Source organism: Candidatus Thiodiazotropha sp. AKIB8, assembly GCF_058244675.1.
Genome location: NZ_JBSYOO010000039.1, coordinates 23,831 through 50,650, shown reverse-complemented (window position 1 = coordinate 50,650; position 26,820 = coordinate 23,831). Strand labels below are relative to the sequence as shown.

The following is a 26,820-nucleotide window of genomic DNA, read 5'->3' as shown; positions in this document are numbered from 1 at the left end:
TATATGGCTTTAGAAATAGAGCGTAAATTCTTGGTTATTAATGATAAATGGAAAGACTCTGTAGTCAGCCAGGCGGTGCTCAAGCAGGGTTATCTGGCGACGACGTCTAAAGCCAGTGTACGTGTCAGGGTGGATGGTGATGTGGCCAATATCAATATCAAGGGTTCTACTGTAGGCATCAGTCGCCGTGAATATGAGTACCCCATACCTATGCAGGATGCAGAAGAGCTTTTGCAGCACTTAGTTGCGGGGGCTGCTATCGATAAGGTGCGTTATAAAGTTAAATGTGGTGACCACATCTGGGACTTGGATCTGTTTCAAGGCGCCAACAATGGGCTGGTGATCGCTGAAGTTGAGTTAAGCGATGAAGATGAGTCTTTCGAAATGCCTGCATGGGCAGGTGAAGAGGTATCTGGGGATACACGCTATTACAATGCCAGTCTGGTAAAACATCCGTTTTGTGACTGGTAAAGAGATGCTTGGTCGGCGTGCCTTGGTTACGCTATTTATCGCCATGATTCTGATGGTAGGATGTCAGCGGCATCCTGATCAGACGGTTAGAATGGGAGTGGCCACATCCCCGCTCAATCTTGATCCCAGGTTTGCTGCTGATGCGACATCAGAACGTATCAACAGGCTTCTTTATCAACGCCTGGTTGAGTTTGACTCCAAAAGTATGCCGAAGCCTGGCATTGCCCGCTGGGAAGCAATCACACCCTTACAATATCGCTTCTATTTAAATGATCAAGCCAATCAATTCAGTCATGGGCGGATGCTGGATGCCAATGATGTTGTTGCAACCTACAGACAAGTGCTTGATCCTGCCAATGGGTCACCAAAACAGGCCAGCCTGAAGCTGATCGCATCAATTGATCAAATTGATGAACAGACCATAGAATTCAGCCTAAAGAGAGCTGACCCCCTGTTTCCCGCCTACCTGACCCTGGACATTCTTCCTGCAGAACTTATAAACCAGGGGCATGATTTTGGCCGGGAGCCAGTGGGCAGTGGTCCATTTACCCTGATCTCCTGGCCGCAGCCGGGTGAGCTTCATCTGCAACGCCGCTCTGATAGACAGATGTTTGAGATTATCAGTGTCAACAATCCCACCGTCAGAGTGTTGAAGTTACTGAGAAATGAGATAGACCTGCTGCAAAACGATATATCACCTGAATTGATTGGCTATCTACGTAATCAAACCGAGATGAAAGTGACTCAGACACCAGGTAGTAACTACACCTATATCGGTTTCAATCTTGAGGATCCGGTAACTGGGGATTTGCGTGTACGTCAAGCCATTGCCCATGCCATTGACAGAGAGGCTATTATTCAGTGGGTAATGCAGGGTGCAGCACGTCCGGCAGAATCACTTTTTCCGCCAGAACACTGGGCATCAGGCAACTTAAAGGCAAACGACTTCAATCCGAGGAAATCGAAAAAGATTCTCTCAGAATTAGGTTACAACAGCGATAGCCCCTTGAAGTTGACCTATAAAACATCGAGCGATCCATTTCGGATACGCCTTGCGACGGTAATACAAAGCCAGCTTAAAGCCGTAGGTATCGAGGTGGATCTACGCAGTTATGACTGGGGAACATTTTTCGGTGATATCAAGCAGGGTAATTTCCAACTTTACAGTCTGAGCTGGGTTGGAATCAGAACCCCGGATATCTATCGGGATATTTTTGCCAGTCAGTCTCTACCTCCGAAAGGGGCAAATAGAGGACGTTACAACAACGAACGGGTTGATCAGTTACTCTCTCTGGCTGAGCAGCAGACCAAGCTGTCTGAGCAAGCAGCGCTATATCAGCTGGTCGAACGGGAGTTACATCGGGACTTACCCTATATACCCCTCTGGTACGAACATCAGATTTCAGCACAAGGGAGAAGGATCAGCGGCTATCAACTGATGCCGGATGGTAATTATGATGGGCTCGCACAAGTAAAATTGAATACAGCTTTGGAGAGGGATAATGTCCAATCTGCAACTACGAATTGAGCTTTCCGGACAAAAATTGATCTGTCACGAAGCAGATTTCGTGGCAGCAAGCTACCCTGTTTCAACTGGGTTAAACGGGGCAGGGGAGTGTTTCGGCAGTGGTTGTACGCCACGTGGCATGCATCGTGTGCGAATAAAAATTGGCGAGGGGTGCCCTGTAAACAGTGTCTTCGTGGGACGGCGTCCCACAGGAGAGATTTATAGCAACGAACTGGCAGAGTATCAGCCGGATCGTGATTGGGTGCTTACACGGATAATCTGGCTGTCGGGATTAGAATCAGGCATCAATCGGGGAGGGGAGGTCGATACCCTTCGTCGATATATCTACATACATGGCACACCTGACAGCGAGCCTATGAGTGTTGCACGATCCCATGGTTGTATCAGAATGCGCAACCAGGATCTCATTCAGCTGTTTGATCTGGTTGAAAATGGCATGCTGGTAGAGATTGTCGACTGATGGGACGTTTTTTAATGTCACGTCTATTCAGTGCGCTGGGTGCAATGATTGGCGTGGCTTCTCTTGTTTTTTTTCTGATCCACCTGGTACCAGGGGATCCTGTGGATGTGATGCTGGGAGAGTCTGCACGCCCGGCTGATAGAGAGGCCTTGCGAGCAAGTCTGGGATTGGATCAACCAATCGCCACCCAGCTAACGAACTACTTTACTGGACTCGTCCAATTCGATCTTGGTCAATCTCTCCATTCAAGACGAGCGGTAAGTGAGATGCTTGCTGAACGGATACCAGCAACCCTGGAATTAGCAATTGCGGCACTGGTATGCGCCATGTTGTTAGCCATTCCACTAGGGATTATCGCAGCGGTGGAGCGAGGTAAGGCATGGGACTGGGGGGCAATGGGTTTCTCTATGTTGGGTGTCTCAATTCCCAATTTCTGGCTGGGGCCGATGTTGATACTCTGTTTTTCTCTTTGGTTGGGCTGGACACCTGTGAGTGGCAGGGAAGGTGTGGCCAGTCTGATATTACCGGCAGTTACCCTCGGTACAGGGTTTGCCGCAATTTTGGCTCGAATGGTACGTAGCAGCTTGCTCGAAGTACTCGGAGAAGATTTCGTACGCACAGCCAGAGCTAAGGGTCTCAGTGAGTTAAAGGTGATTTGGCGGCATGCGATGCGAAATGCCTGGTTGCCTGTGGCTACACTGGTTGGACTTCAGCTTGGTGCTCTGCTGGGTGGTGCTGTAGTTACAGAAGTGGTGTTCGATTGGCCGGGTATAGGTTCATTGATGATCGAAGCGATTCAAAAGCGCGACTACCCGGTAGTACAGGGTTGTGTGCTTTTTATCAGTCTAATGTATGTTCTGGTAAATACCTTGACCGACCTGTTGTACGGTCTTATTGATCCACGGATTCGTCTGGGTAGTGACTGATGCTGAGGTACTGGTTTCCACTATCGATCCTGGTCATTTGGTGTTTGGCTGCACTCACTGGCGTGTGGGTCAACGAATCTGCAAATCAGATAGATCTCGAGAGAATTTTGCTAACACCCGGTGCTCAGGGGATACTGGGATATGATGATTTGGGTCGTCCGATTCTGCCTAGAATCTGGGTTGGTGCTCAGATCTCATTCCTGGTCTCAGTTGGTGTGGTTTCCCTCTCTTTACTGATTGGAACCACAGTTGGATTACTGGCTGGGTATCAAGGCGGATGGTTCGATCTATTGCTAGTCAGAATCATGGACGTGTTTCTGGCTTTCCCTGGCATTCTTTTAGCAATTGCATTGGCAGGGGTTATGGGGCCGGGTGTCGATAATCTGATCATAGCGCTTTCTGCAGTCGGCTGGGTAGGCTACGCCCGTTTGACCAGGGGCCAGGTTCTGTCCCTCAAACAACGTGATCATGTGACTGCTGCTATCGCCTTGGGAACGCCTCGTCGTTACATTCTGACCCGCCATCTTTTACCGCTACTGCTGGCGCCTCTGATCGTGGAAGCGACATTCGGAATGGCTGGAATGGTGATAGCTGAGGCGGGACTCTCATTTTTAGGATTGGGTATTCAACCACCTGATGCTTCATGGGGGAGTCTGATCAGGGATGGCGCAAGCTATATGTTAATGGCACCGCATATGGTGTTGGCGCCAGGTGTAGTGATTATGTTGGTTGTGCTGTCACTGAATATGCTTGGAGACCGACTGCGGGATTGGCTGGATCACCGTCCCCTCTGATGGCTGCCATAGCAGGCCAGTCGCCCACGCGTACTTAAGCTATTGAATATGCTATTGCACAAAAAAGGTGGTGAAGAAGAGTGCTTTTACTTCAGCCTTGCCGCTCGATTCTTGCAACAGCTTCTGAATTTCAGCTAATGCGCTTTTGCGTAAGGCCTCTTTACCTGCAGCTGTTTTAAGGGTTTTACCATCCTGTTCGGACAATAGAAGTAGTAGTGTATGGCGAATTGCCGGGCCATGAAGTGTTAGCTCTTCAAGGAATGCCTCGTCCTGGGTCATTAATTGAATGTCGCAGCGAATATATTTTCCACCACTTGCCAGATTGGAAACCAAGGATGGTTTGATTTGATAATAACTGATGGTTGGTGCCGCCTTTTCCTCCTCCTCAGCCTCCTCCTCTGCCCAAAGGGGCTGGCTGGTGAAAAGAAAAACGAAACATAAAATGAGTAGGTGTCGCATGGTTTGAGCCTTGATTTTCACTTCACCTATGTTTACGGCATACTGCGTTAAAAATTAAGCAATCTCAGAATATATCTAAATGAGAACTAAATCGATAGCTGACAATAATCCACCACAACAACGGTGCAAAAATCGCATCGCGGATAGTTGCAGAATCCGCCTCTGTGACTCTTATTGTGGGGTGTGTGTATGAGCCTCGGCCCGGTAATGGTTGACCTGGAAGGGTTGCAAATGACCACTGAAGAGCGGGAGATGCTTAATCATCCTGCGGTAGGCGGGGTGATACTGTTCACTAGAAACTATGAGTCGATGGATCAGCTGACCCAGTTGTGCAGTCAGATCCATGAAGTTAGAAACCCCCACTTGTTGATCGCGGTAGACCACGAAGGGGGACGAGTTCAGCGTTTTAGAGCCGGTTTTTCTGAGTTACCTCCTGCTTCATGGTATGGAGAACAGTACCGGCAGCATGAGGAGCAAGGGCTGAAACTGACCGAGCTGGGTGGTTGGCTTATGGCTTCTGAGCTACGTGCCTGTGGTGTGGATTTCAGTTTCGCCCCAGTATTAGATCTTGGGTTAGGGGTTAGTGAGGTCATCGGTGACAGAGCCTTTTCCAAGCAACCTGATGAAGTTGCCCGTTTGGCTCAATCCTGGATGCAGGGGTGTCACGAAGCCGGTATGGCCGTAGTAGGGAAACATTTTCCGGGGCACGGTGGTGTTGCTGCCGATTCACACCATGCCTTGCCTATAGATCAGCGACGTTTTGAAGACCTGAAAATGGAAGATCTCAGGCCATTCGAACGTATGATTGATGCGGGTATGGAGGCAATAATGCCAGCCCATGTGATTTATCAGCGAATCGATAAAAACCTTGCTGGCTTTTCTGGTTTTTGGCTGAAGAACGTATTGCGCCAACAGCTTGGTTTCCAGGGAGTGATCTTCAGTGATGACCTCGATATGGCAGCTGCCGAAGAAGCAGGTAACTACGGAGAACGTGCCATAGCTGCAATTGATGCAGGCTGTGACATGGTGTTGGTATGCAATAATCGTCCGGCCGCGTGGCAGGTGCTGGAAAGAGTGAAAGATTACAATGATCCTGCTGCCCACGTAAGGCTGGTGAGGATGCATGGCAGAAAGCATAGATCCTTACAGCAGGTTCATCTCGACCCACGTTGGAAACAGGCTGTAAATAAACTATCGGTGATACCTCAAGAGAATAGACTCGACCTGAATCTTGAATAAGCCCTTAATGAGCGCGGTTCATTTCAATCGGATGGCGAACTGTTTCATCCACTGCTAATGCCTTACTAAGTATTGATCAATTAACAAGTTTAAGTGTAAAGAGTTATGACTATAAACGCGCAACAAGCGGCTCAAGTATTGGCAACTGCAGACCTGATCTATAGCACTCAAGAGGTAGAACGTGCAATGGATAAGATGGCTAAGGAGATTGCAGCGCAACTGGCGACAGAAGACCCTCTGGTGCTGTGTGTTATGAATGGTGCATTGATTCCAACGGGACAGCTATTGACCCGCCTCGATTTTCCCTTGCGACATGACTACATACATGCAACTCGCTACCAGGGTGGAACGAGTGGGTCCGAGCTAGAGTGGAAGGGACGTCCCAGTGCATCTCTGAGTGGCGAGACGATACTTGTTGTTGACGATATTCTCGATCACGGCATCACACTTTCAACTATTGTCAAAGCTTGTCAGGAAGCGGGCGCAAAAAAAGTATTGAGCGCTGTTCTTGTGGAGAAACAACATCAGAAAGGTATTGGTTTTATTGCTGATTTTGTTGGATTGTATGTCGAAGATCGCTATGTGTTTGGCTATGGAATGGACTATATGGGGTATCACAGAAATGCTCCTGGTATCTACGCCATCCCACAGGGTTAGTAATATCCCTAATATTGAAAGATTCAATACAAGGGTAAACCCTGTCGTAATTTCCTAGAAAAATAGTAGAGATATTAGGCACCTATTGCTATTTATCAATAAATGGTACAAGCTAACTCCAATAGGCGAAACTCAACATTTAGATTGGGTAGTCCTGAGACGATTCATAGAGATTACTTGTCTCCGAAGAAAATGCTCGGAGCCTGTACCTAAATTTAAGGAGGGTAGAGAGTGAGTACACTGGAAAGCATGAAAGGTAGCCATTCTGATATGCAACAGATTATCAGTGACCTGAGAGCTATGATGACTAAGGAGCAGTTGAGTATCCGCCCCAATGCAATGACAACCCACAAGATGATTTGTGATTTGGCAGAATTGATGAAGGGGCATATGTCAGAACAGGATAGGGGTGTTTATCCTGGTCTGTTGACTCACCAGGATCCAAAATTGAAATCGATGGCGTGGGGTTTCCTCAACGGACAAAAACCAATAAGAAAACATTTTGAGCAGTACCATGGAAAATGGTTGAAGAACTGCGATTTCAATTTTACTGATGAGTTTATTGCTGACACATTCGAGATTTTCGACATGATCGAAGACAGAATACAGCGAGAAGAGACGATCCTGATACCAACGTTAGAAAAGTCCGGGGTTTTTGCCCAGGCCGTATAAAATCAGGATCGGTTGGAGGAGAAATGTCATGGGGGGTAGCTGTTTAACCCCCTATTTTTTTGTCTGGAAGAAGCCACTCCCTGCAAGCAATAGTTCGCTTTACGAAGATCCCACCTGTAGTATCTGACCAGCCTGATTTTCTCTCAAGATTGAAAAAACTGTTACATGACTATGGTAGGAGTGATTTTCCCTACTTCATAGGGCATAACATAAATCATGGCATCATTTCGAAAGAATCTCTAAGATAGCATCCGACTTTAACTAACCAGTGTGTAGAGTCACCTTTAACCTGAAAAGGTCAGTAGGACGGCGTGCAATTCACGCTGTAGCGTTATTCACCCAACGGGTGACCATGTGCATCGAAGCTATATTCTACAAAATCAGGAACTTGCTATTAGAATGGAGCGGACAACTGATTTTTTTAGGTTTAACTTAACTTATTTGTCAGGAGGTAGATTGTGGGTGTATTAGTAGGCCGTGAGGCACCAGATTTTACAGCAGCAGCGGTGCTTGGGGACGGCACGATAGTCGATGATTTTAATTTCAGCAAGACGATAAAGAACAGTTATGCCGTACTGTTTTTCTATCCACTCGATTTTACTTTTGTCTGTCCTTCGGAACTCATAGCTTTCGATCACAGGCTGGATGAGTTCAAAAAACGGAAAGTTGAAGTGGTGGGTTGTTCGATCGATTCTCACTACACACACAATGCCTGGCGCAATACACCTGTAAATGATGGCGGCATTGGAGCGGTAAAATATCCGTTGGTTGCTGACTTGAATCATGCCATTTGTAAAGCCTATGATGTAGAAACAACAGACGGCAACGTTGCATTGCGCGGTTCTTTTCTGATAGATAAGTCGGGTATCGTGCGCCATCAGGTGGTCAATGATCTGCCTTTGGGTAGAAACATCGACGAAATGCTACGCATGGTCGATGCACTTCAGTTCAATGAAGAGCATGGAGAGGTTTGTCCAGCAGGCTGGAAGAATGGGGAAGCGGGTATGCAGGATACACCAGAGGGTGTAGCTAGCTATCTTGCGACACATAGTAAAAGCCTCTAAAACACCTTTATTCCTTTTGTGGCTGGTATATGCACCAGCTACAAAAGGGATTAACAAATTCGGCTGAAATAGATAAAGAGTAAAATGACGAAACTGGCCATAATAGGCGGTACTGGGCTGAACAAAATTCCTGACCTGGAAATTACTCATCGTGAGGTTTGTCATACTCCTTTTGGGGAGCCTTCCGCAGCGCTTACCCACGGGAAGATTGCCGGTAGCGAAGTGGTTTTTTTACCTCGCCATGGTGCAACTCATACCATTCCCCCGCATCGCGTCAACTATCGAGCAAACCTTTGGGCTTTACACCACCTGGGAATAGATAATGTCATTGGTGTAGCTGCAGTTGGTGGCATCACATCTGAGATGGCGCCTGGTAATATTGTTGTCCCTGATCAGATCATTGATTATACCTTTGGCCGGGATCAAACCATCTATGAGAGTGACCTCCAGCAGGTTACACATATAGATTTCACCTATCCATATTGCGAGCAATTGAGACAGCAGCTGATTGAGGCTGCAAAATCGAGTGATGTTGGCTCTGTTTCAAGTGGAACCTACGGTGCTACTCAGGGGCCACGTCTGGAAACCGCTGCCGAAGTTGCACGAATGGAACGGGATGGTTGTGATATTGTAGGTATGACAGGGATGCCAGAAGCGGCATTGGCTAGAGAATTCGAACTTTGTTATGCATCCTGTTCGGTGGTATCAAACTGGGCTGCAGGTAAACAGCAGACTCCTATCAGTATGAAAGAGATTGAGAAAAATCTGATATTTGGTATGGAACAGGTCAAACTATTATTAACAGCACTACTCCGGGAGAGTGGTTGTTAACTTTTTTGTTTGAGATTGTTTAAATATGGTTTTAAAAAGTAATAATTATTTAATAACAATATGTTATAGATTATTATTACTCCTGATTCTATTTAATAGCCGCGTCTCGTATGGGGACCCATTCGAACTCGGTATGGCGTCGCTGAAGTCGGGAGACTTTGCAGAAGCATTTTGTCTCTGGCGGCCACTGGCCATGGAGGGTCATGTAGAAGCTGCTTTCCATCTGGGGTGGCTCTACGCTAATGGTAATGGACTTAGAGTAAATATTGATAAGGCGATCTATTGGTGGAAACGTGCTGCTGCTCATGATCATAGTGAGGCAATGTTTGCCTTGGCATTGGCCTATACCAATGGTGAAGGGATAAAAAAGGATCATCGGCAGGCCTTCGAATGGTATCGAAAGGCAGCGAATAGTGGACATGGAGATGCGCGGGAGATAGTTAAATCCAAATTGCTCAAACCTGAAACAAAACTGCTCGATCAGCTCAAAGAGGTGATTCAGGAAGATTGGCTGGGTGAACTCAGGATTGTTAAAGCAGATAAGGTCAATTTACGATCTGGTCCTGGCCTTGACCATCGAATCGTGAAAAGCGTTCAAGCGGGAACTAAGCTGATTGCCTTAGATCACCATGGAAAATGGTACAGAACCATTGATCCCGGGGATTTGAGTCAAGCTTGGATTGCAGATTGGTTAACAACGCTAAGTGATTAATAGTGGTGGTAATATTCTATTAAAGAGAACCTCTGAATAAGTCTGGGCTGAACAGATTTTCGATCCAAATGTGCCAATTCTAGGCGCGGATAGCCCGTAATAGCCTGCTATTACGATGATCCAACCCAGAAGCGGCCTGAATAGGTCACAAACCGTAGATTCATGGTTTGATCAGCGGTTCCTTTAATCGACAAGTTTTAAGGTACAATGTCGTAACGAAGCTAGCAGCTAAAAGGGGAGTGAAGATGGCTGATGAGACTAATAGCGCCGATGAAAAGGCAGAAAATCAACCCGCAAAGAGCGAAACCACAGTTAAAAAGAAAGCTGCTAAAAAGAAAGTGGCCAAGAAAAAGGTTGTAGCGAAGAAAAAAGCCACGACAAAGAAAAAAGCCACAACCAAGAAGAAGGTTGCGGCGAAGAAAAAAGTTACCACTAAATCGACGACTGAGAGCAGCGCAGTAGCGGCCCCGGTTGAGGAAAAGTCTTCCACTGTTGAAACCAAGGCGGCAACACCTACGACTGTAGCCGCAGCAGGTGCTCAAGCAGAGGTACCAAAGTCGACTTCATCCTCAGCTGATGAGAGTAGCAAAGCGCCTTCATCGAATGTTGTGGTTCAAATGAAATTAGAAGATAAAGAGAAACCTTCGGAGGAAACACCAATGTCAACAGAAACAAAAAGCTCGGGTGGCTTTTGGATAAAAGTCGCATTCTGGCTGATTATCATTATTCTTGGATTTATGTATATCCGCTCGCTGGCGAAAAGCCCAGTGACAGATTCTACTGGCGATGTAACAGAATCTGAGCAGGTTGAGGCCACTATATCTCAATCTGAAGGGGATGATGCAGCTGAAGTGGCTGCTTCAGAATCTGATGCAATCAATACCGCAACAGAGGAGGCATCTGTAGCTGACACATCCAATGCTGTGGCAGAAGAGGCCTCTGGAACCGATACATCCAATGCTGTAGCTGAAGAGGCTACAGCAACTGATGCTGCTACAGAGGATTCAAGCTCTGGTGAGCAGGGTATGGTAAGCAAGGTTACCTCCTTTTTTGAGAAATTATCAGAGGATTCCTCAGCTGAAGATGACTCCTCAGCAACAAATAGCGACCAGGCGGAAGAGTCAAACGCAGGTGGCTTGGTATCTGGTGACAGTGTGACGCCTGAAGTTCAGGTTGTTGTACCTGAAACTGCTGGACAGCAGACAACTGCTTCAAATCAAGCGCCAGAGATGGTTGCTACTGCTCAGGAGCAGCAAAGTGTTCAGGATTTACATAAAGAATCCGTAACCAAGATACTTAAAGAGTTTGATGAGCTGCGAGATGCTGCTCAGGCAGAGATGGAAGCAAAGAAAAATAGAATGCAGGCTGAGAGAGAGTTGCACGAAGCTATGATGCCGTCACCACGTGTGTGGCGTAACCCGGGATACAACATGCCATATGGTCCCACACCATATCAGCAGGGACCTAACCCTTATCAGCAGGGACCTAATCCGTATCAACAAGGCTACTACAACTACAGATAACTTTCTTTCGTAAAAAAGGGCGCATCAAGCGCCCTTTTTTCAGCTATAGATCTGATGACCTACTTGATCAGATCAGCCACCTCAACCTTCAATCAAGATGTGCAAGGGCTGCGTCGTAGTCAGGTTCCTGCACAATTTCAGGTACCAACTGAGAGTAGATTACCTTGTTGTTCTCATCCAGGATGACCACAGCACGGGCACAAATGCCTGCCAACGGGCCGTCGGTGATCAATACGCCATAATCTTTAGCGAAGTTTCGATTTTTCATCATAGAGAGCGAGACGACATTATCCACACCTTCAGCACTGCAGAATCGACCTTGAGCAAACGGCAAGTCGGCAGAGATCACCAAGGCTACGGAGTTGGATTTACCGGCCATAGCTTTATTGAAAGTGATTGTAGAAGTGGCGCAAACACCAGTATCAAGGCTTGGAACAATGTTCAGCAATTTCTTTTTGCCGGCATAGTTATCAAGCGAAACATCTGAAAGATCTCCAGCAGTCAATGAGAATTCAGGCGCTTCGGATCCTACTGTGGGAAGATCGCCATTAGTATTAATCTGATTGCCTTCAAGGGTGATAGTAGCCATATTTCTATCCTGTTATTAGAGTTGAATTCAAAGAATAGCGCAGATTTTAAGAAGAACACTGAAGAAGATAAACCATATTTTATTTATAGTAATTATTTAAGATGCCTCGGCGCATAAGATCTAGCCCTATGCTCGCATGCCTTGCCAATGGCGCTTGTGGTGCGGCTGAGGGTTACCGGATTTACAGAGGGGCCCACTAGGGGCTGTTAACACTGATTGAATCAAGCTGGCACGAACAATATTGAACAGATCGTCACACTTAAATGGCTGAGACAAACAGGAAAATGTCTCATCAAATTCACCGAGAGTGCAGCTATGTGATTTCCTGATAGATCTCAGGAGTAACTTCCTGGGTTATCGAGAGCATGGTTTGGCGCAAGGGATCTGACATTGTCCTGATGTCCTCAATCTTGATTATCTCCTCGAATGAGGGAATACCAGAAATTTCAGTATTCTGAATGATGACATCATCTGCAGGAAGTTCAGTCGAGACCGGGCAAGAGACCATAAGCACGGGAAGCTCACCTAAGCCTTCCATCTGCGTTGACTCCAGTTGAAAGCGCAAGTCGTTCAAAATGCCTTTCAGTCCGCTCTGCTTAGCCAGGACAAGGTTTAACGTAAGGCATTGCAACAGCATATGTGAAAGCTCATCTCTAACTTGATTCCGGTTCCCTTGTAGCAGATTGAGTATCTTTGAGGGTGTCATCTCAGGATAGGAGAGTATCCATTTCAACGGTGAAGTGACGGTAAGTTCTGCAGACTTACCCTCTTTTTCCGCTTTGTAGGGGTAGGTGACGGGGGTTAATGCAGGGGTGGCTGCAAATATATCCAGAGGTGAGGAGATTTCTGAATCGAGTGAGAATGGGGCTTGTCTTGCAATTGCCAGATAGTTGTTTTTCAGTTCTTGGAAATTCTTTTCCGCCCCCTTCACAGATGACTTTGAGACACCACGAATATATTCTCCGAGTATGGGTTGTGGCGAAAAAAGTGGTGCTAAAGTGGACAGATAGGACTTAAGCCGTGTTTCTATCCGTTCAGAAACCGAGCGGGTGAGCTTGCGTAATTCTATGAGTCTTGGGATGTCGAAAGATTCTGTCATGAGATGCCCGCTTATTATTGGCCCGATTTCCAGGATTGTTCAGGCTGAAAGTCCATTCATTGTGGCTTTGGAATCAACTATCTACTTATAGGAAAGCTAATCAAATAAAAGGGTTACGTCAATAAGTTTTTGTCGATTTGCTACACTCTTTCAGGGAAAGAGGCGATATTGTATAGTGAATTCCAGCTAAAACTTGTCATTGGCCCTCGGTTTCTATGCAGAAGAGCAAAATAATCGGTGTTCCAGGGGGCTGGACCGATCTCTGCTTTTTTACTGTTCCAGGGGTGATACACAGGCAAATCTGCCAGTGTTGTAAGGCGAAGTTGCAGGAGAGGTAATTTGGATAATATGTATCCTATGCCAGAGTCAATTGGAAGATTTCAATTGATTGAAGAGGTAGGCGAAGGCGCAATGTCTATTGTCTATAAAGCATTTGACCCTGAAATCAACCGCACATTGGCTATTAAGCTATTGCGAGGTGAATGTGCTGTCGATCCTGAGTACCGATACCGTTTTCTCCAGGAAGCAAAGGCAGCAGGAAAGCTGACCCACCCTAACATTGTCACTATTTTCGATGTTGGAGAGGCAGAGCAGGGCCCCTATATTGCCATGGAGTTTCTTGAAGGTCGTACCCTAGAGGATATGATGGATTGCGATACCCCCATATCTACGAGGGATGCAGTAGTTTATGGGATACAACTTGCCGAAGCATTGGACTATTCCCACGCTAAGGGAATCGTCCACCGGGATGTCAAGCCGGGTAATATTATTTCACCAGGTTACAGCAATACCATACGCATCACCGATTTCGGTATTGCACGGATGGATGCACCCAACAAAGAGCATCGCACCAGAATTGGCTCCGTTTTGGGAACACCTCAGTATATGTCCCCTGAACAAGTAGAAGGTCAACAGGTCGATGGAAGATCCGATCTGTTTTCGCTGGGTGTCATACTCTATCAGCTGATTACCGGGGTAAAACCCTTTGTTTCTGAAACTCTGACTTCATTGCTGATGAAGATCGTGCAGGAAGATCCTGCTCCGATCGATATAAGAAAAACTGACATCCCGCAGAGTTTAAAAGCGATTATTGAGAAATTACTGAGTAAAAACCCTGAAAGTCGTTATCAGACCGGCAAGGATCTGGCAGGTGCGCTACGACGTGTGGTTCATGAAATCGATGAAAAGCAAGAGCATCTCAATGAGTCTAAAATTCTACCGCTAAGGATCAAGTGGACTGCTGCGATGGCACTTGTAGTGTCACTGGCCATGATATTAGGCTCTTTTCTTGTTTATCAGAAACAAGTGGATACGATGACCGAGTTGACCCTCGATTCGGGTAGTACACTTGCAGAATTTATAGCGATAGAAAGTGCTGAAGCAGTATTAATCCAGGACTGGGTAGCAGTAGAGACCTTTGTACAGGAGATTAACGGTCGGCAACAGATCAGTTATCTGAGGATTTTCGATCACAAAAGGATACTAAGGGCGAGTACCTCCCTTGATGAGGTGGGTAAAAGTCTCGATATATCTGAGCGAGATAACTTTCTACGGAAAGAGGGTGGAATGATGATCTCGGAAGATGTATGGAATGGAGATGATGTATTCGATTTTCAGGCACCCTTGCTATTTCAGAACAAGACCATAGGCGGCGTGCAACTTGGATTGTCCCAAACACCATTGATAGCTGCTGCTGATCTTACATTTTATACAATGCTGGGTTTGCTATTGGCCGTGGTAATGACTGTGGTCATAGTCGCTTATCTGCTGGCAACAGGGATCACGATACCGATGAAAGTTCTCCGAAAAGCAATGAGTCATGTAAGGCGGGGTAACTATGGCTATCGTATCCGGCAGGAAAGAAATGATGAGTTAGGCTTGCTCTATACAGATTACAATAGAATGGCTGATGAGTTGCAGAAACTTGAACAAACAGAACAGTTGTCAGAGGAAGTAACTCAGACTCAAGAATCAGACATCGAAACAGAAACAGAAGAGATAGTGGTCGATGATGATAGGACCAACATTGCTCCTGTTCGAAATCAGCAGGCTACTACCGATACCACCAATACAAAAGCTAGCCCCTCACCTTCAGCTGATATAGACAATGATGCAACACGCATCATGAAACGAAATTAGGTAATCAATGGTCTGCCTTAGTGAAAGTTTCAACAGGTTACATCTGAATGACTCTAAGCGTCTAAATCAAGGCGTCAGTCTGGTGCTCTAACGATATGATTTTGAGATCTGTATCTTTGAGGAAATACACCACAGGCACATTGCTTGTGATCTATATTTTGTTAGGTACGGCCTGTTCCACTAGCCCAACAACCAGCAAAGTTATCGCCAAAGATAGTGAGTTTGTGGTGCTTCGCGTTGGTAAGGAGGATGCACAAAGTCTCGCTCGCCGATATCTGGGAGATAAAGATCTCGCATGGATGATAGAAGATGCCAATTCGCCAGGCGCTATATCGGCTGGAAATGAGATCATTATTCCTTTAAAGAGTCATAATCCAACAGGTATTGAGTTTGATGGATATCAGACTGTCCCGATATTGTGTTATCACCGCTTTGGTGACAAAGGTGGGAGATTGGAAGTCTCCCCCCAACAATTTCAACAACAACTTAGCTATCTTAGTGAAAATGGCTACCGGGTAATTCACCTGCACGAATTATACAATTTTCTTCGTGGCGATCAGGTTTTGCCCAAGCGCTCGGTTGTGCTGACTATTGATGATGGTCATCGTTCTATATTCGAAGTCGCCTATCCAATCCTGAAAGAGTTTGAATTTCCAGCTACTGTATTCATTTACAGTGACTACATGAATAACGGTGGATTGAAAACAAAACAACTTCTGGCCATGAAAAAGAGTGGGTTAATCAGTATACAACCCCATTCGAAGACCCATTCCAACCTTGCTGTTAAGAAGGCTGGTGAGGGGAAAGCAGAATATGCTAAGAGAGTACGTGAGGAGGTTAGAGTGCCCTCACGCAAGCTTTCCACAGAGTTATCAGCTACCCCCCGCTTTTTTGCCTATCCTTTTGGCGATGCAAATAGTCGGGTTATAGATGAATTGAAAGCTCATGGTCTTCTGCTTGGCTTGACAGTCCGACCAGCAGCGAATGCTGCTTTTACCTACCCCTATCTTCTAAACAGAACTATGATTTTTGGGGATCGTGGCATGGATGATTTCGTATCCAAGTTAATTACCTTTCAGCCACGGTGACTGGCGTGATGGCTAGGCTAAGCTATGCTCCAATATTGTTACTGCTGGTTCTCAGTTTGGGATGTGCAAAAAAAGGTTCAGTTTCCGAACGGCATGACGGGGCATTTTCAAAGCCCTCAACCTGGCTTATATCGGCAGCCAGACACGAGCAGAAAGGGGATCTACAGAAAGCGCTATACGAATATCGAATTGCCAGAACATTGTCAGGTAAAAGTAGAAAAATCGAGAAAAAGATAGAGAGCCTCAAAGCGCAAATAGAGGATAAGAGCAAGAGATTATTATCAACTGCCAAAAAAGCGCACAACAAGGGAGACCTGAAGAGTGCGGAAAAGCTATTTTTCGAAATTCTAGCACTTGATCCACAACATGACGCAGCATTAAAGGGATTGCGTAGAATAAACAGAGAGAATCTGAAGCTTAAAATGCAGAAAAAGGTGGCGATTTCTCAAGGCTATCAAAAAAAGAGATCGAATAGAGAAAGTAAAAATAACTATCATGATGAAGGTTATGTCTATTCACGTCAGGCTATCTTGCAGGCAGAGCATAGAGCCTCCGATGTTACAACTTATATTGAAGAGCTGGAAAAGCATATTCTGAAGTATCCCAGAGATACTGAACTGAAAAATATGTTGATGAAGATCAGAGTCGTACAAGCCCGTGCCGCTTTTAAATTAGCAAAGTATGAAAAATCCCTCCATCATCTTACTAAGGCAGAAAAGGTCTTTATTCGTGATCCTTCTGCAATAAAGAGGCTGCATGGTTTGCGCAAAGAGCTTGGAAAAAATCTCTACCTGAAAGGCGTAAGAACTGTTCGTGAAGAACCTGTAAAAGCTGTCGAGCTATGGAAAACTGCTCTAAAATTTGACCCAGATGATAAAAAAAGCCAAATACGCATTAAAAATCTAGAGAAGAGATTATGATCTTCATGATTGACGCGTCGGGTTAGAAGGGATGGCTGTCTTTGGTTTTATTCCAGGAGACCTGAAGGAGTTTCATTGCACTAAAGGGGAAGATGAATAGAGCCAGAATTATGAATAGTTCATACAAGGCTAAACTATTCAATTGGGTGGCTCCTGTATAGTGTGACTCCAAATGGATAACAAACAAAATTAAGGGTAAAAACAGGGAGCCTATAGCAAAACTTGTTAAAGTCATTTTGTAGATATTTTCAAGCATATTGATAGCCAATGATCAGGTATATTTCAGTTATGATACAGCTTGCTTACCTGTGACAACGTAAACAGTGACATATCCTTCTGACCCGATTTATCGACACACCAGAAAGGTTCTTAAGTGAATAGGCTTTTAAAGTCTGAAAGATGTGAATAAAATTCTGTGTGAGACTCTATTGCCATGAATTTGATGATCACTTTTTGAATTGATTGCCATTGACCTTCTTTATGTCGGCGCGAATATAAAAATTTTAGATTTTCTCGATTGAGGGATATTAAGAGTTATAGATAGAGGTTATCTCAATCAAATCAGTTTGTTATAGATATTTATTAAAGTAATTGGATAGTAGACGCGATTTGAAACTTAACGATAATGGAGAGGGATTGTGGAACAGTGGGTTCGTTTTGAGTATTTGGGTAAGGAAGGGTTTGGTGTGTTAAGGAACGACCATGTTGCGGTTTATCAAGGGGAGATGTTTCGTAATTCAAAGGCTACAGGTGAATTTTTACCAACTTCGGAAATTAATCTTCTCATTCCGAGTGAACCTACCAAAATGATTGGATTGTGGAACAATTTTCGTTCCAGGGCAGAAAAGGAAGGGTGGTCACAACCAGCGCATCCACTTTACTTCATGAAAGCAAATGGCTCTTTCTTAGCGACGGGACAAACCATCCGTCAACCTGCTTCCTATGATGGCCCCGTGGCATTCGAAGGTGAGCTTGGCATTGTTATCGGAGAGCGCTGTTGTGATATCAATGAGCATGATGCAGATAAGTACATCTTTGGATATACCTGCGTAAATGATGTCACCGCACGGGGATTGATGAAGGAAGACCCTTCATTTGTCCAGTGGACCAGGGCCAAGAGTTTTGACACCTTTGGTGCGGTGGGACCAGCTATTGCCACTGGCTTGGATGTGGATGCTCTGTATGTAAAAACTCTGGTGGATGGTGTTGAACATCAGAATTATCCAGTTAGTGATATGTTTTACTCCCCACGTCAGATTGTGAGTAGGCTTTCAAAAGACATGACACTCAATCCAGGGGATGTGATTGCCTGTGGTACATCATTAGGTGCTGGCCCTATGCCCCAGGGTTGTACAGTGGAAATACATATTGATGGAATAGGTGCGCTAGTCAATCCATTTAACTAGTGTTTCTTGAGTATCTCCAAGAAAGTTTATTTTATCAACAGCGAAATACCACTGACTATAAGTAGAATGCTTATGCCACGTTGGAATGTCTGTTGAGACAGGTTGCTGTGCACGTGTCCACCAACATACATGCCAATAGCCATGAGAGGGATGGTAATTGCGGCCACTTTGAGAAGCGCGAGATCAAAAAAGCCGGATACAAGGTAACCAATAATACGACTCATACCGTCAATCAGAAAAATTGTGGCGAAAGTTGCTCGAAACTGGGTTTTGTCCAGTCCTCTAATTTTCAGATAGAGGACATAGAAGGGGCCACCTGTACCGAAGAGAGTGCCTATAAAGCCCCCCAATGTTCCACCAGGTATTGCCCACATTATAGACAACTTGGTATTAGGCGATATTGAAAACAGTGAGTAGATGGCAAACAAGAGGAGAAAAACGCCAAGACCATATTGCAGTATTTGAGCATCAACATAGTTGAACAGATAGAGAGCCATCAGCACGCCAATGACAGAAAAGGGGAGTAGTGGTATCAGGTCTCGCCACTGGATCGATTCGTGATGTTTAACACCATGGCTCGCAGAAGCGACGTAGTCCAGAAGAACGATCAGCGGTACTGCAAATGACAGAGGCATCATCAATGCGAGTAGGGGAATCGCAATCAAGCCTGAACCAAAGCCGGCTATGCCTCTCACCAGATAGGCAGAACAGATAATGATTGCAACAATAATCAGATCTTGAGTCGAGAGTGCTTCTAGCACCATAAGGGCATCTTGCTAAATATCAATATGAACCATATTGTTGCGTAGGTATGCTTCCCTCAATACTACATCCCGACCAGCGATATTCAGCTTTCAGCCTGATTCCATTCCAAGTAAATTCTTCCGCAATCAATTCCAGTTGTTGTTCAGTTCCATAAAAATTGTGACTACTGAACGCCATATAGCGCATTATTATTCATGATCAATTTAATAAGTCAATCAATCTCATCAATAGATGCTAAACTTATCTAAGTTATTAAATTATAAGTTAAATAATTGTGAGTTAACTAATGTAAAGTGACAAGGATTTCTTTGATAAATGTCATCTAAAATGCAAAAAAAAACCATAGTTCAATAGAACATTTTAAACATTGTGGGCGGGTTAATAGTTAAAGCAGTGTTACTACTCCGGTACGCCTTGCCAGAGCATCTCGTAGCCAACTTCATATGTTTCATCGCAGAAATCAGCAAGCGCAGAGAATTTCTCTTTGAATAACTTGTCTGCATGAGAGGATTCATGCTGCTCAAACGATTTCCAGTACGTGACAATCACTATGTCACCCATATTCTGTTTCACTCGTTTCTCAACCTGGCTATCGTCTGAGCCCACACTGCCTTCAGCAGAAACAAAACCTGCGTTTCGGTATACTTGGCCACCTATAAAACCACCATTCAGCCGCAGCCTAAAAACACCTGCTCTCAGGGGAAATTGCATTCACTCTTTGTTGAACCTAATAGAATCAGTTGACCATTTCACGCTGTCCAACTGATTTTTTAAGGTTTAATTATTGTGGATTGAAGAAAAACAATAACTGATGTTTTAATAATCAGCGATTTTGTTAATAAAGCAGGACAACCCACTGCTTGCAAAGGTTGGATTACAACTGCTTCCAGTAGATTGTGGTTAACTGGCAGGGGAAGTGTTGACCCCATGTTCATTCGATGGAAAAGTCCACTATTGATCTTGAATAGATCTGCTGGCAGCCTGCTTTTCTCTGGGCTTATTTAGCGCCTGTATCGATTCGCTGTAACTGCTGTTTCATTTCCAGGGCCCTGGCTTTATAACCGGGAGCGAGGGAGTGATTTGGGTCCAGTTCCAATATCTTGTTCCAGAAAGCAATGGCTTCATCCAGCTCTTGTTTTCGGAAGAGTTGCATCGCCTGCCGGTGATAGTTGTCAGTGATTTTGTTTCTGACTTTTAGCTGCGACTCTCTGGCAGTCAGATTGTCAGGGTCGTAGGTTAAGACTTGGCCATAGGTTTTGTAGGCTTCTTCATATTGACCGTCACTCTCAGCATTGTTTGCTTTCTGCAGGAGCTTCTGGGCTTCAATTTTATCTTCAACCAGAATAAGTTGATTGATTGCGCTTTCATCTGATGCATCAAGGATTATAAGTTTTTCCAGAGTGCTTCTGGCACCTTCCAGATCATTTTGTCCAATCAGTTGAGTGGAATATTCGCTATAGTAACTACCCAATAATACTCGAATCTCCTTAGACTCAGGTTGTCTATTACCTTCATTCTCAAGCAGATAGATGGCAGAGGGCAGGTCATTGGCGGAATGTAGTTTCCGAGCAGAATTGAGAATATCATCGCTAGTGCTGGCAGATAGCTCTGGAGTAGAGTCTGGCTCTGTTTCAATATCTGTTTCTGCTGGTAATGTCACCGGTTCCTGGATGACTTCCGGCAACGGGTCGGCTGCTATTTCGGTTATTTCTGATTCGGTTTCTGCAGGTTGAATGACTACTTCAAGCTTGGGTTCAGTTTTGGCTTTTGGTTTAACCTTTGCCTTCGGTTTGACAATTTTTCTTAATTCGCCAGGTACCCGGATACGTTGTCCCGGTGCCAGTCTGCTTGGATTTTCGAGTTTATTGTAGCGGGCCAATATGACAAATTTATAGGGGTCATTAAGAAAATTCTTGGCAATGAAAGAGAGAGAATCTCCCGGTTGAACATCATAGAAGAAGTTTTTAAGTCCCAGGTACTCTATGGGATCGGCATCCATCTGCTCAAGTAGATCACTGGCCCTGGCATGATCGGGATGATCCATTAATGCCCAATTAAGCTGATTGCGAGCATTCTCATAGTCGCCATTCTGTAACAGCGTCAAGGCTTTGCGAACGCGTTTATTGGGTGACAAAGAATCGGTTGGGAGGGGTATTGCCTCTACCTCTTCCTCTGGTTCCATAACTACAGGTTCATCCTGTTTTTTTGGCCCCATCAGTTCACAGGCGCCTAAAGCAAGTGCAAATGTTAAGATGATGAGGATTTTCAAGAAATCCAGAAACCTATTTACATCACTCACTTCATAGACTCCTTTTGGCTAAAAATTTCATACTGAAGCAGTCACCACGCCCAATATAGCAGATCATGCATCATCAGCTAAGGCAATCTGTGCTGATTTTGCCTGCACCAAAACAATAGTAACATTGTCACGAGCCCCTCTCTCCATGGCCAGATTGATCAGTTCCTGAATTGAATCCTGAAAATTATGGCGCCCCAGGATATCAGTAATCTCTGAATCACTGACCTCTTTGTTCAAGCCATCACTGCAGAGCAGAAACAGGTCTCCATCACAGGGTTCAACCATTTCAGCGTCTAACTCCAAGAGATCGCAAGCGCCAACAGCTCTGGTGATATAGTTGGCAATTGATGATTGCTCCGCTTCATCGGAACTAACGAGGCCTTGCTCGATCAACTCCTCAACCTGGCTGTGATCCCGACTGAGCTGTTTCAGATTTCCCCTTCGATAGAGATATATACGGCTGTCACCCGCCCACTGGTAGATGCAGTAACCATCATACGCCAGTAGGGTTACCACGGTGGAACCGATTATTTCACCACCCCTGTGTTGAGACTCAAGTAGTAGCTGTTGATTGACGTAGTGTAGGCGCTGCTCTACATCACCAGCCAATTGTCCCAAAGAGTCCCCAGGCGCCATGGATTTCAGTTCATTGACTATCATGCTTGAGGCTAAATCTCCCGCTGCATGACCACCCATACCATCTGCAACGACCCAGATTCCGAGGTCAGCTCTATCCAGACAGGCGTCCTCGTTGATAGCACGGACTTTACCCTTGTCGGTTATATGGGCAGAGACCCAGTAGAATCGGTTCTGGCTCATTGAGGCTCGTGAACTTCCGAGGCTGAGAATCCCATGCTGTAGGCACCGGTTTCGATCTCTTCCCAACCATGTTGAGACCATGCGCCATCAATCAATGCACTGGCGCCCTTGATTTGGGGAAGTCCTTGACAGATCAACAGAGAGGGTGAGATCCGCTCTGAACCTTGAGTCCACCAGAGACTATAAGCGAATAGCAGCTTTTTCATCAGATGGGGCAGAAACAGTGGATAGAGACCGCGCAGAGAGGATTGCTCTTGCAGGTGTGCATGCCAAGCATTATTCAAGGGGGTGATCGGGGCATCGTGCTGAATCAGTTCTTCCCGTTCTGCACTTGGGTTACCCAGGGCGAGCAACTGTTGCTCCAGTGAATCCATTTGAAATCCATCTTCAAGACAGGAGAGGGCAAGTTCTTCCAGGCGTGCAAACCAGCTCTCCGACTCCTCCATAAAGAGAAACAGATTAAATTTAGGATCAAGTTTTGTAGCCAGGGTGAATGGGTAGTATCGACCGACACGATCCACGCTGGGCATTAAGATGCCTGCCCATCCCTGTTCACCACATATCCCTGGTGAGAGGGAGAATCGCCATATGGGGCTGGTTAAGTAGTTGTCGAGCCAGAAGTCACCAAGTTGTTCCCGGCTGTTGGCAATCGCTTCCTGCATCCAGGTTTCCCAAGGCGCGATGAAACTTCGAGGGAGTCTGCGAGTTACGAAGTCACCCAAAGCTGGAATTTTACCGTAGAGGCCAGGAAAGTCCTCATTTTGCATTGTATTTATAGTCTGTTCGGACACCGGAAATCTGCCAATTCTCTAAGCTGGAATGGATTGAGTGCACCGCTGGCGCGAAGTGCAAAACGGGACTTGCGACCACCTACATCAAAGGTCACATTAATTGTTTCGGGGGAGTTTGTAGGAATAATTTCAGCCTGATCAATGATACGGAACCAACCCCAGGGACCATCTTCAGTAAGTCCGGACGGTTTATTGCCTGCAGGGGGGGCAAGCAGGATCTTGGCATCACTGATACCGGAATCATCCGGCCAGGTCAGTCGGTTCCAGCGGGTGGGGCCATGGTTGTACCTGACTCTTTGCTGGTTGAGTAGCAGGGTGATCTGGGTAATGGTTGTATCCATACTCAGTGGCTTGATCTCGAAGTTGATTTTTGGTTCCTGGCTGCTACTACTGAAAAAAGCGTCACGAATCACAGCCGCCCTTTGGAACTGACGCAAGGTGCTGGTGGGAATACCCAGTGTCTTACTACCTGCTGCATTCCATCGCCAAACTTTTCGAGAGGTGTCAACAAAGTCTATGAGGTAGGTGTTGAAGAAGTTCTCCATCATCCCACCGGCACCAAAGAAGCGTCCGAAATCACTGATAGTGACCTCTCTGGCACTCCCTCGATCCAATGGGTAACGTCCTGACAGGCTACGCTGACAGAAGGGTAGCAGTTGTGTGTTCCAGACTGAGTTCAAGTGGCTTCTGACTCCCGATACGGTGAGATTGGAGCTACCGTCTGCCAAGGTGTTGATTATCTCAGCCAGAGGGCCAGGTTGGCGCTGTGCTTCTAACTTGAGTCGACTGATGACCCCACCTCCAGCACTAGGGTCACGTGCCGCATTGAACGCCTGGCTGGATTGATTGCCCGCTGATGCAATAGTGTTCATATGCGCATACAGCTCGTTGAGCATCTCCATGGTTCTATCCAGAGGAGCCTGCTCACCCTCTTGTGCCTCAATCATTCGGTTGAGGCTGGCAAAATGTTGATCTACCGGGGAGGTCAACAGCTGCTTCTGTGGTTGATCCTGGCCCTCGTCTGGAGCAACTTGCAGGATCGACGCCAGTCGTCTTGTAATCCCCGAACTGTTTTTCTCGATCAGCTCTGCCGCCTTTTGTGCGCCACCGGGCAGACGGGAAAGGGTAGTCTGTTCCTGTATCAGCTTAAGATAACGACGTAGGGGGGAGGTGGGACCTGAAAGTACATTCAGTACTTCTACCGCCTGTCGCATATTGTTGAATGGTTTCACCCGGATATCGGCAAGCTGCTGTTCCCACAGACGGATATACTCGGCGTAGTAGAGATCTTTGACTCGGCTGCTCAGCTTGGCCAAGTCAGTTTTACCAATGATCTTTTCCAGATCAGGGCCAAGTATCCATTTCTCCTCGAGCAGTTTATTGGCGATGGAGAGGTGATCCTTGAGAAACAGTTTATGGTAACCCTGGTAGGTAAAAAGGCCGGGGATCTCTTTATCCAGTGGCTCTCCTGAGCGACGACTGAAGACCAGCTCGGCATCTGTTCCGATCTCTTGTGTCAGACGCAGCGCTGAGACAGATCCTCCCTGGGTGGTGCGCTTCATGCGGTTGTATACCCGGTCAGCTAGTGGCACTCTTAGTAGATTACTGCGTACCTGGCTGATCAATGCCTCATCCAGAGGCAAGGTCGGTGTCATTGGCATTTGAGTCAACAACGCATTCAGGTGTGAATCAAGGGCCTGTCTCGCCTGTGCATTTTCAGAACCCGGCAGCGTCAACTGCCACTGTAAAAGCATCCAGGCCTTTACGGTTTCTGCATCATAGCGTTCACTGTCATCGAACATCAGATAGACTTTGAGTGCTTCATACAGATAGTCTGGATTGTTTCCCTGCTGACTGAGCTGTTCTTCAAGACTGAGGATGATACGGGGCAGGAAGAGGTTTTTCAGACTGTTGTGATAGGCACTGATTGCTTCACTGCCAAGCTTGTCCCCCTGATAGAGTCCCAAACCCATCAACCAGGGAATCTCTTTCTCCTGATCCTGATATCCACCGGGGATGTTTCGTACTAGATCGAGGGCGGGCACCACGTTGGTCAATGTCAGGTCATCTGCGGCAACTGCATTTACCTTCTCATCTGCAGCATTAGCCTGGATTGCAACCTGATCCACATAACTCTGATTACGGCTATAGCTTGTAAACCAGGCAATACCCGCAAGCACTGCCAGTGATATGGCTCCTACGTAAGCGATCCGCTGCAGCCAGGCACGCTGTTTTTCAACCCGGGTGTTGATACCGGCCAGATGGGATTCTGCAAATATCAGATCCTTAAACAGTCTGTTGATGAAAAAACTGCGTCCTGAACCGGAAAAGGCAGGTGCGATCTGGCGATTGAGACCGAACTCCTGGGCCATCGATCCAAGCAGACGGTCGATGGGTGTGCCTTCCTGAGTACCGCTGGTAAAGTAGACACCCCGAACCATGGGGGTCTCCTGGAAGCGGTTTTCACTGAAGGCCTCATAGAGGAAGGTTTCTGCTGCTTCACGAAGGGCACTAAACTGTTGCGGAAATGAGTAGATCAAGACTCTTCGTTTGATATCCCGCTCCTGTTCAAGGCGGTCCATCAGGCGGGCATCGATACGTTGTTCCAAGGCTTTGAATTCATCTTTGAACTGGGTGATGCCTGCATCCTGACTATTCTTGTCAGTCAAAGGGAAGGTCATGCCCCAGACCTGATTACGTTCCTCTCTTCCCAGGTTTTCAAAGAACTCATTGAAGCCTGCCAGCAAGTCGCACTTGGTAAAGAGAACGTATATCGGGAAACGGATACCGAAATGATCGATCAGCTCTTTGACCCGCATGCGAATCGCTTTGGCATGGTTGATTCGTTCGATGTCGGTAAGTTGCAGGATATCCTCGACACTGATCGCTACCAGTGCACCATTGATGGGTCTGCGTTTCCGATGTTTCTTCAGCAAATCGAGAAATCCCATCCAGGCAGCACGATCGACCTCTTCATAGCTGTCCTGAGTGGTGTAACGACCTGCAGTATCCAGTAGCACCGCATCATCGGTGAACCACCAGTCGCAATTGCGGGTGCCGCCAATGCCTTGTACCGCATCGTTCCCAAGTTTGTCTGCAAGGGGGAAGTGCAGTCCGGAATTCAGTAAGGCTGTGGTTTTACCGCTTCCTGGTGGTCCAATGAACATATACCAGGGGAGTTGGTAGAGATATTGGCTGTTCTGCTTTCCACCAAGCTTTGACTCTTTGAGGATACGAATCGCATCATCTAGTCGCTGTCCGAGGATCTGAACCTCTTCAGCCGACTCCTGGGAAGTGGCTGAAGTTTGACCTTTCTGTCCAACCACGCTTTCGAGCATCTGTTGATTTTTCTTTCGCGCAGCCAGAAAGCGACGTAACTGATTTGCACCCCAAAGCAGAATGATGAGCCCAATGGCAATCAGTCTTGCTGTAACCGAAGCCAGTGGTTCGGTGCCGGCAAAGGCGAATAGTGGTCCGATAAGCCAGATGATGACCGAAATAGCGATCAATCCCAGTATGGCGACAAACCAGCGGTTTTTTATGATTCTCAATAGTGCCTGCATGGTGTA

The 26,820-nt window shown here is 46.2% G+C and carries 25 protein-coding genes; 16 read left to right on the top strand and 9 right to left on the bottom strand.

The window, feature by feature from the left end; genetic code table 11:
* Positions 1 to 3: 3 nt before the first annotated feature.
* Genes AC4IFB_RS12130 through AC4IFB_RS12110 form a run of 5 tightly spaced genes read left to right on the top strand, consistent with a single transcriptional unit; the run spans position 4 to position 4,179 of the window.
* Entirely contained in the window at positions 4 to 471 is a 468-nt protein-coding gene (locus tag AC4IFB_RS12130) for a CYTH domain-containing protein (RefSeq protein WP_490776440.1), read from the top strand.
* Positions 461 to 1,999 carry an ABC transporter substrate-binding protein gene (locus AC4IFB_RS12125; RefSeq protein ID WP_490780303.1) on the top strand — a complete coding sequence of 513 codons (1,539 nt, stop codon included), beginning with the start codon at positions 461 to 463 and terminating at the stop codon, positions 1,997 to 1,999. Before AC4IFB_RS12130 ends, AC4IFB_RS12125 begins: the two co-directional genes overlap by 11 nt.
* The gene (locus tag AC4IFB_RS12120) at positions 1,974 to 2,459 is read left to right on the top strand and encodes a L,D-transpeptidase family protein (RefSeq protein WP_490776442.1); all 486 of its coding nucleotides are present in this window, start codon (positions 1,974 to 1,976) and stop codon (positions 2,457 to 2,459) included. Before AC4IFB_RS12125 ends, AC4IFB_RS12120 begins: the two co-directional genes overlap by 26 nt.
* Positions 2,459 to 3,385, top strand: a complete 927-nt coding sequence (gene nikB, locus AC4IFB_RS12115) for a nickel ABC transporter permease (RefSeq protein ID WP_490776443.1) — start codon at positions 2,459 to 2,461, stop codon at positions 3,383 to 3,385. Before AC4IFB_RS12120 ends, nikB begins: the two co-directional genes overlap by 1 nt.
* Entirely contained in the window at positions 3,385 to 4,179 is a 795-nt protein-coding gene (locus tag AC4IFB_RS12110; protein ID WP_490776444.1) for an ABC transporter permease, read from the top strand. Before nikB ends, AC4IFB_RS12110 begins: the two co-directional genes overlap by 1 nt.
* Positions 4,180 to 4,230: 51 nt before the next feature.
* Here the strand turns inward: AC4IFB_RS12110 and AC4IFB_RS12105 are convergent, their stop codons facing one another.
* Entirely contained in the window at positions 4,231 to 4,638 is a 408-nt protein-coding gene (locus tag AC4IFB_RS12105; RefSeq protein WP_490780302.1) for a flagellar basal body-associated FliL family protein, read from the bottom strand.
* 189 nt (positions 4,639 to 4,827) lie between these two features.
* Between AC4IFB_RS12105 and nagZ the strand changes: the two genes are divergently transcribed.
* From nagZ to AC4IFB_RS12070, 7 genes are all read left to right on the top strand, one after another.
* Entirely contained in the window at positions 4,828 to 5,877 is a 1,050-nt protein-coding gene (nagZ, locus tag AC4IFB_RS12100) for a beta-N-acetylhexosaminidase (RefSeq protein WP_490776446.1), read from the top strand.
* Positions 5,878 to 5,982: 105 nt separating this feature from the next.
* The gene (locus AC4IFB_RS12095) at positions 5,983 to 6,534 is read left to right on the top strand and encodes a hypoxanthine-guanine phosphoribosyltransferase (RefSeq protein WP_490776447.1); all 552 of its coding nucleotides are present in this window, start codon (positions 5,983 to 5,985) and stop codon (positions 6,532 to 6,534) included.
* Between the two features lie 231 nt (positions 6,535 to 6,765).
* Positions 6,766 to 7,206 (top strand): hemerythrin domain-containing protein, encoded by a 441-nt coding sequence (locus AC4IFB_RS12090; protein ID WP_490776448.1) that lies wholly within the window; start codon positions 6,766 to 6,768, stop codon positions 7,204 to 7,206.
* A 458-nt stretch (positions 7,207 to 7,664) separates the two neighbouring features.
* Positions 7,665 to 8,270: a peroxiredoxin gene (locus AC4IFB_RS12085; RefSeq protein ID WP_490776449.1), complete on the top strand. Its 606-nt coding sequence runs from the start codon at positions 7,665 to 7,667 to the stop codon at positions 8,268 to 8,270.
* Between the two features lie 84 nt (positions 8,271 to 8,354).
* A complete protein-coding gene (locus AC4IFB_RS12080) occupies positions 8,355 to 9,101 on the top strand; it encodes an S-methyl-5'-thioinosine phosphorylase (protein ID WP_490776450.1) in 747 nt (248 codons plus the stop codon).
* Positions 9,102 to 9,234: 133 nt separating this feature from the next.
* Positions 9,235 to 9,813, top strand: coding sequence for an SH3 domain-containing protein (locus AC4IFB_RS12075; RefSeq protein WP_490780301.1), 579 nt, complete (start codon positions 9,235 to 9,237; stop codon positions 9,811 to 9,813).
* A 245-nt stretch (positions 9,814 to 10,058) separates the two neighbouring features.
* Positions 10,059 to 11,336 (top strand): hypothetical protein, encoded by a 1,278-nt coding sequence (locus tag AC4IFB_RS12070; RefSeq protein WP_490780300.1) that lies wholly within the window; start codon positions 10,059 to 10,061, stop codon positions 11,334 to 11,336.
* 88 nt (positions 11,337 to 11,424) lie between these two features.
* Here the strand turns inward: AC4IFB_RS12070 and tpx are convergent, their stop codons facing one another.
* Both tpx and AC4IFB_RS12060 read right to left on the bottom strand, forming a co-directional pair.
* The gene (gene tpx / locus AC4IFB_RS12065) at positions 11,425 to 11,925 is read right to left on the bottom strand and encodes a thiol peroxidase (RefSeq protein ID WP_490776453.1); all 501 of its coding nucleotides are present in this window, start codon (positions 11,923 to 11,925) and stop codon (positions 11,425 to 11,427) included.
* Between the two features lie 313 nt (positions 11,926 to 12,238).
* Positions 12,239 to 13,024: a hypothetical protein gene (locus AC4IFB_RS12060; protein ID WP_490776454.1), complete on the bottom strand. Its 786-nt coding sequence runs from the start codon at positions 13,022 to 13,024 to the stop codon at positions 12,239 to 12,241.
* Between the two features lie 357 nt (positions 13,025 to 13,381).
* Between AC4IFB_RS12060 and AC4IFB_RS12055 the strand changes: the two genes are divergently transcribed.
* The 4 genes from AC4IFB_RS12055 to AC4IFB_RS12040 all read left to right on the top strand — a co-directional run bounded on the left by AC4IFB_RS12055 (position 13,382) and on the right by AC4IFB_RS12040 (position 18,577).
* The gene (locus AC4IFB_RS12055; RefSeq protein WP_490780299.1) at positions 13,382 to 15,163 is read left to right on the top strand and encodes a protein kinase domain-containing protein; all 1,782 of its coding nucleotides are present in this window, start codon (positions 13,382 to 13,384) and stop codon (positions 15,161 to 15,163) included.
* A 146-nt stretch (positions 15,164 to 15,309) separates the two neighbouring features.
* Positions 15,310 to 16,251: a polysaccharide deacetylase family protein gene (locus AC4IFB_RS12050; RefSeq protein ID WP_490780298.1), complete on the top strand. Its 942-nt coding sequence runs from the start codon at positions 15,310 to 15,312 to the stop codon at positions 16,249 to 16,251.
* Positions 16,248 to 17,171 (top strand): hypothetical protein, encoded by a 924-nt coding sequence (locus AC4IFB_RS12045; RefSeq protein ID WP_490780297.1) that lies wholly within the window; start codon positions 16,248 to 16,250, stop codon positions 17,169 to 17,171. The genes AC4IFB_RS12050 and AC4IFB_RS12045 overlap by 4 nt, the downstream gene beginning before the upstream one ends.
* A 638-nt stretch (positions 17,172 to 17,809) precedes the next feature.
* On the top strand, positions 17,810 to 18,577 hold the full coding sequence (locus tag AC4IFB_RS12040) for a fumarylacetoacetate hydrolase family protein (protein WP_490780296.1): 768 nt from the start codon (positions 17,810 to 17,812) through the stop codon (positions 18,575 to 18,577).
* A gap of 26 nt (positions 18,578 to 18,603) precedes the next feature.
* On the opposite strand, the gene AC4IFB_RS12035 is transcribed toward AC4IFB_RS12040, so the two are convergent.
* The 6 genes from AC4IFB_RS12035 to tssM form a co-directional block, all read right to left on the bottom strand.
* Positions 18,604 to 19,341 (bottom strand): sulfite exporter TauE/SafE family protein, encoded by a 738-nt coding sequence (locus AC4IFB_RS12035; protein WP_490776458.1) that lies wholly within the window; start codon positions 19,339 to 19,341, stop codon positions 18,604 to 18,606.
* 400 nt (positions 19,342 to 19,741) lie between these two features.
* Positions 19,742 to 20,053, bottom strand: coding sequence for a hypothetical protein (locus tag AC4IFB_RS12030; RefSeq protein ID WP_490776459.1), 312 nt, complete (start codon positions 20,051 to 20,053; stop codon positions 19,742 to 19,744).
* 286 nt (positions 20,054 to 20,339) lie between these two features.
* Complete coding sequence (locus tag AC4IFB_RS12025) at positions 20,340 to 21,641, bottom strand: LysM peptidoglycan-binding domain-containing protein (RefSeq protein ID WP_490776460.1); 1,302 nt, start codon at positions 21,639 to 21,641, stop codon at positions 20,340 to 20,342.
* Between the two features lie 63 nt (positions 21,642 to 21,704).
* Positions 21,705 to 22,460 (bottom strand): PP2C family protein-serine/threonine phosphatase, encoded by a 756-nt coding sequence (locus tag AC4IFB_RS12020; protein ID WP_490776461.1) that lies wholly within the window; start codon positions 22,458 to 22,460, stop codon positions 21,705 to 21,707.
* Positions 22,457 to 23,251 carry a type VI secretion system-associated protein TagF gene (tagF, locus tag AC4IFB_RS12015; RefSeq protein ID WP_490776462.1) on the bottom strand — a complete coding sequence of 265 codons (795 nt, stop codon included), beginning with the start codon at positions 23,249 to 23,251 and terminating at the stop codon, positions 22,457 to 22,459. The genes AC4IFB_RS12020 and tagF overlap by 4 nt, the downstream gene beginning before the upstream one ends.
* Positions 23,233 to 26,802, bottom strand: coding sequence for a type VI secretion system membrane subunit TssM (tssM, locus tag AC4IFB_RS12010; protein ID WP_490780295.1), 3,570 nt, complete (start codon positions 26,800 to 26,802; stop codon positions 23,233 to 23,235). Before tssM ends, tagF begins: the two co-directional genes overlap by 19 nt.
* Positions 26,803 to 26,820 lie beyond the last annotated feature (18 nt).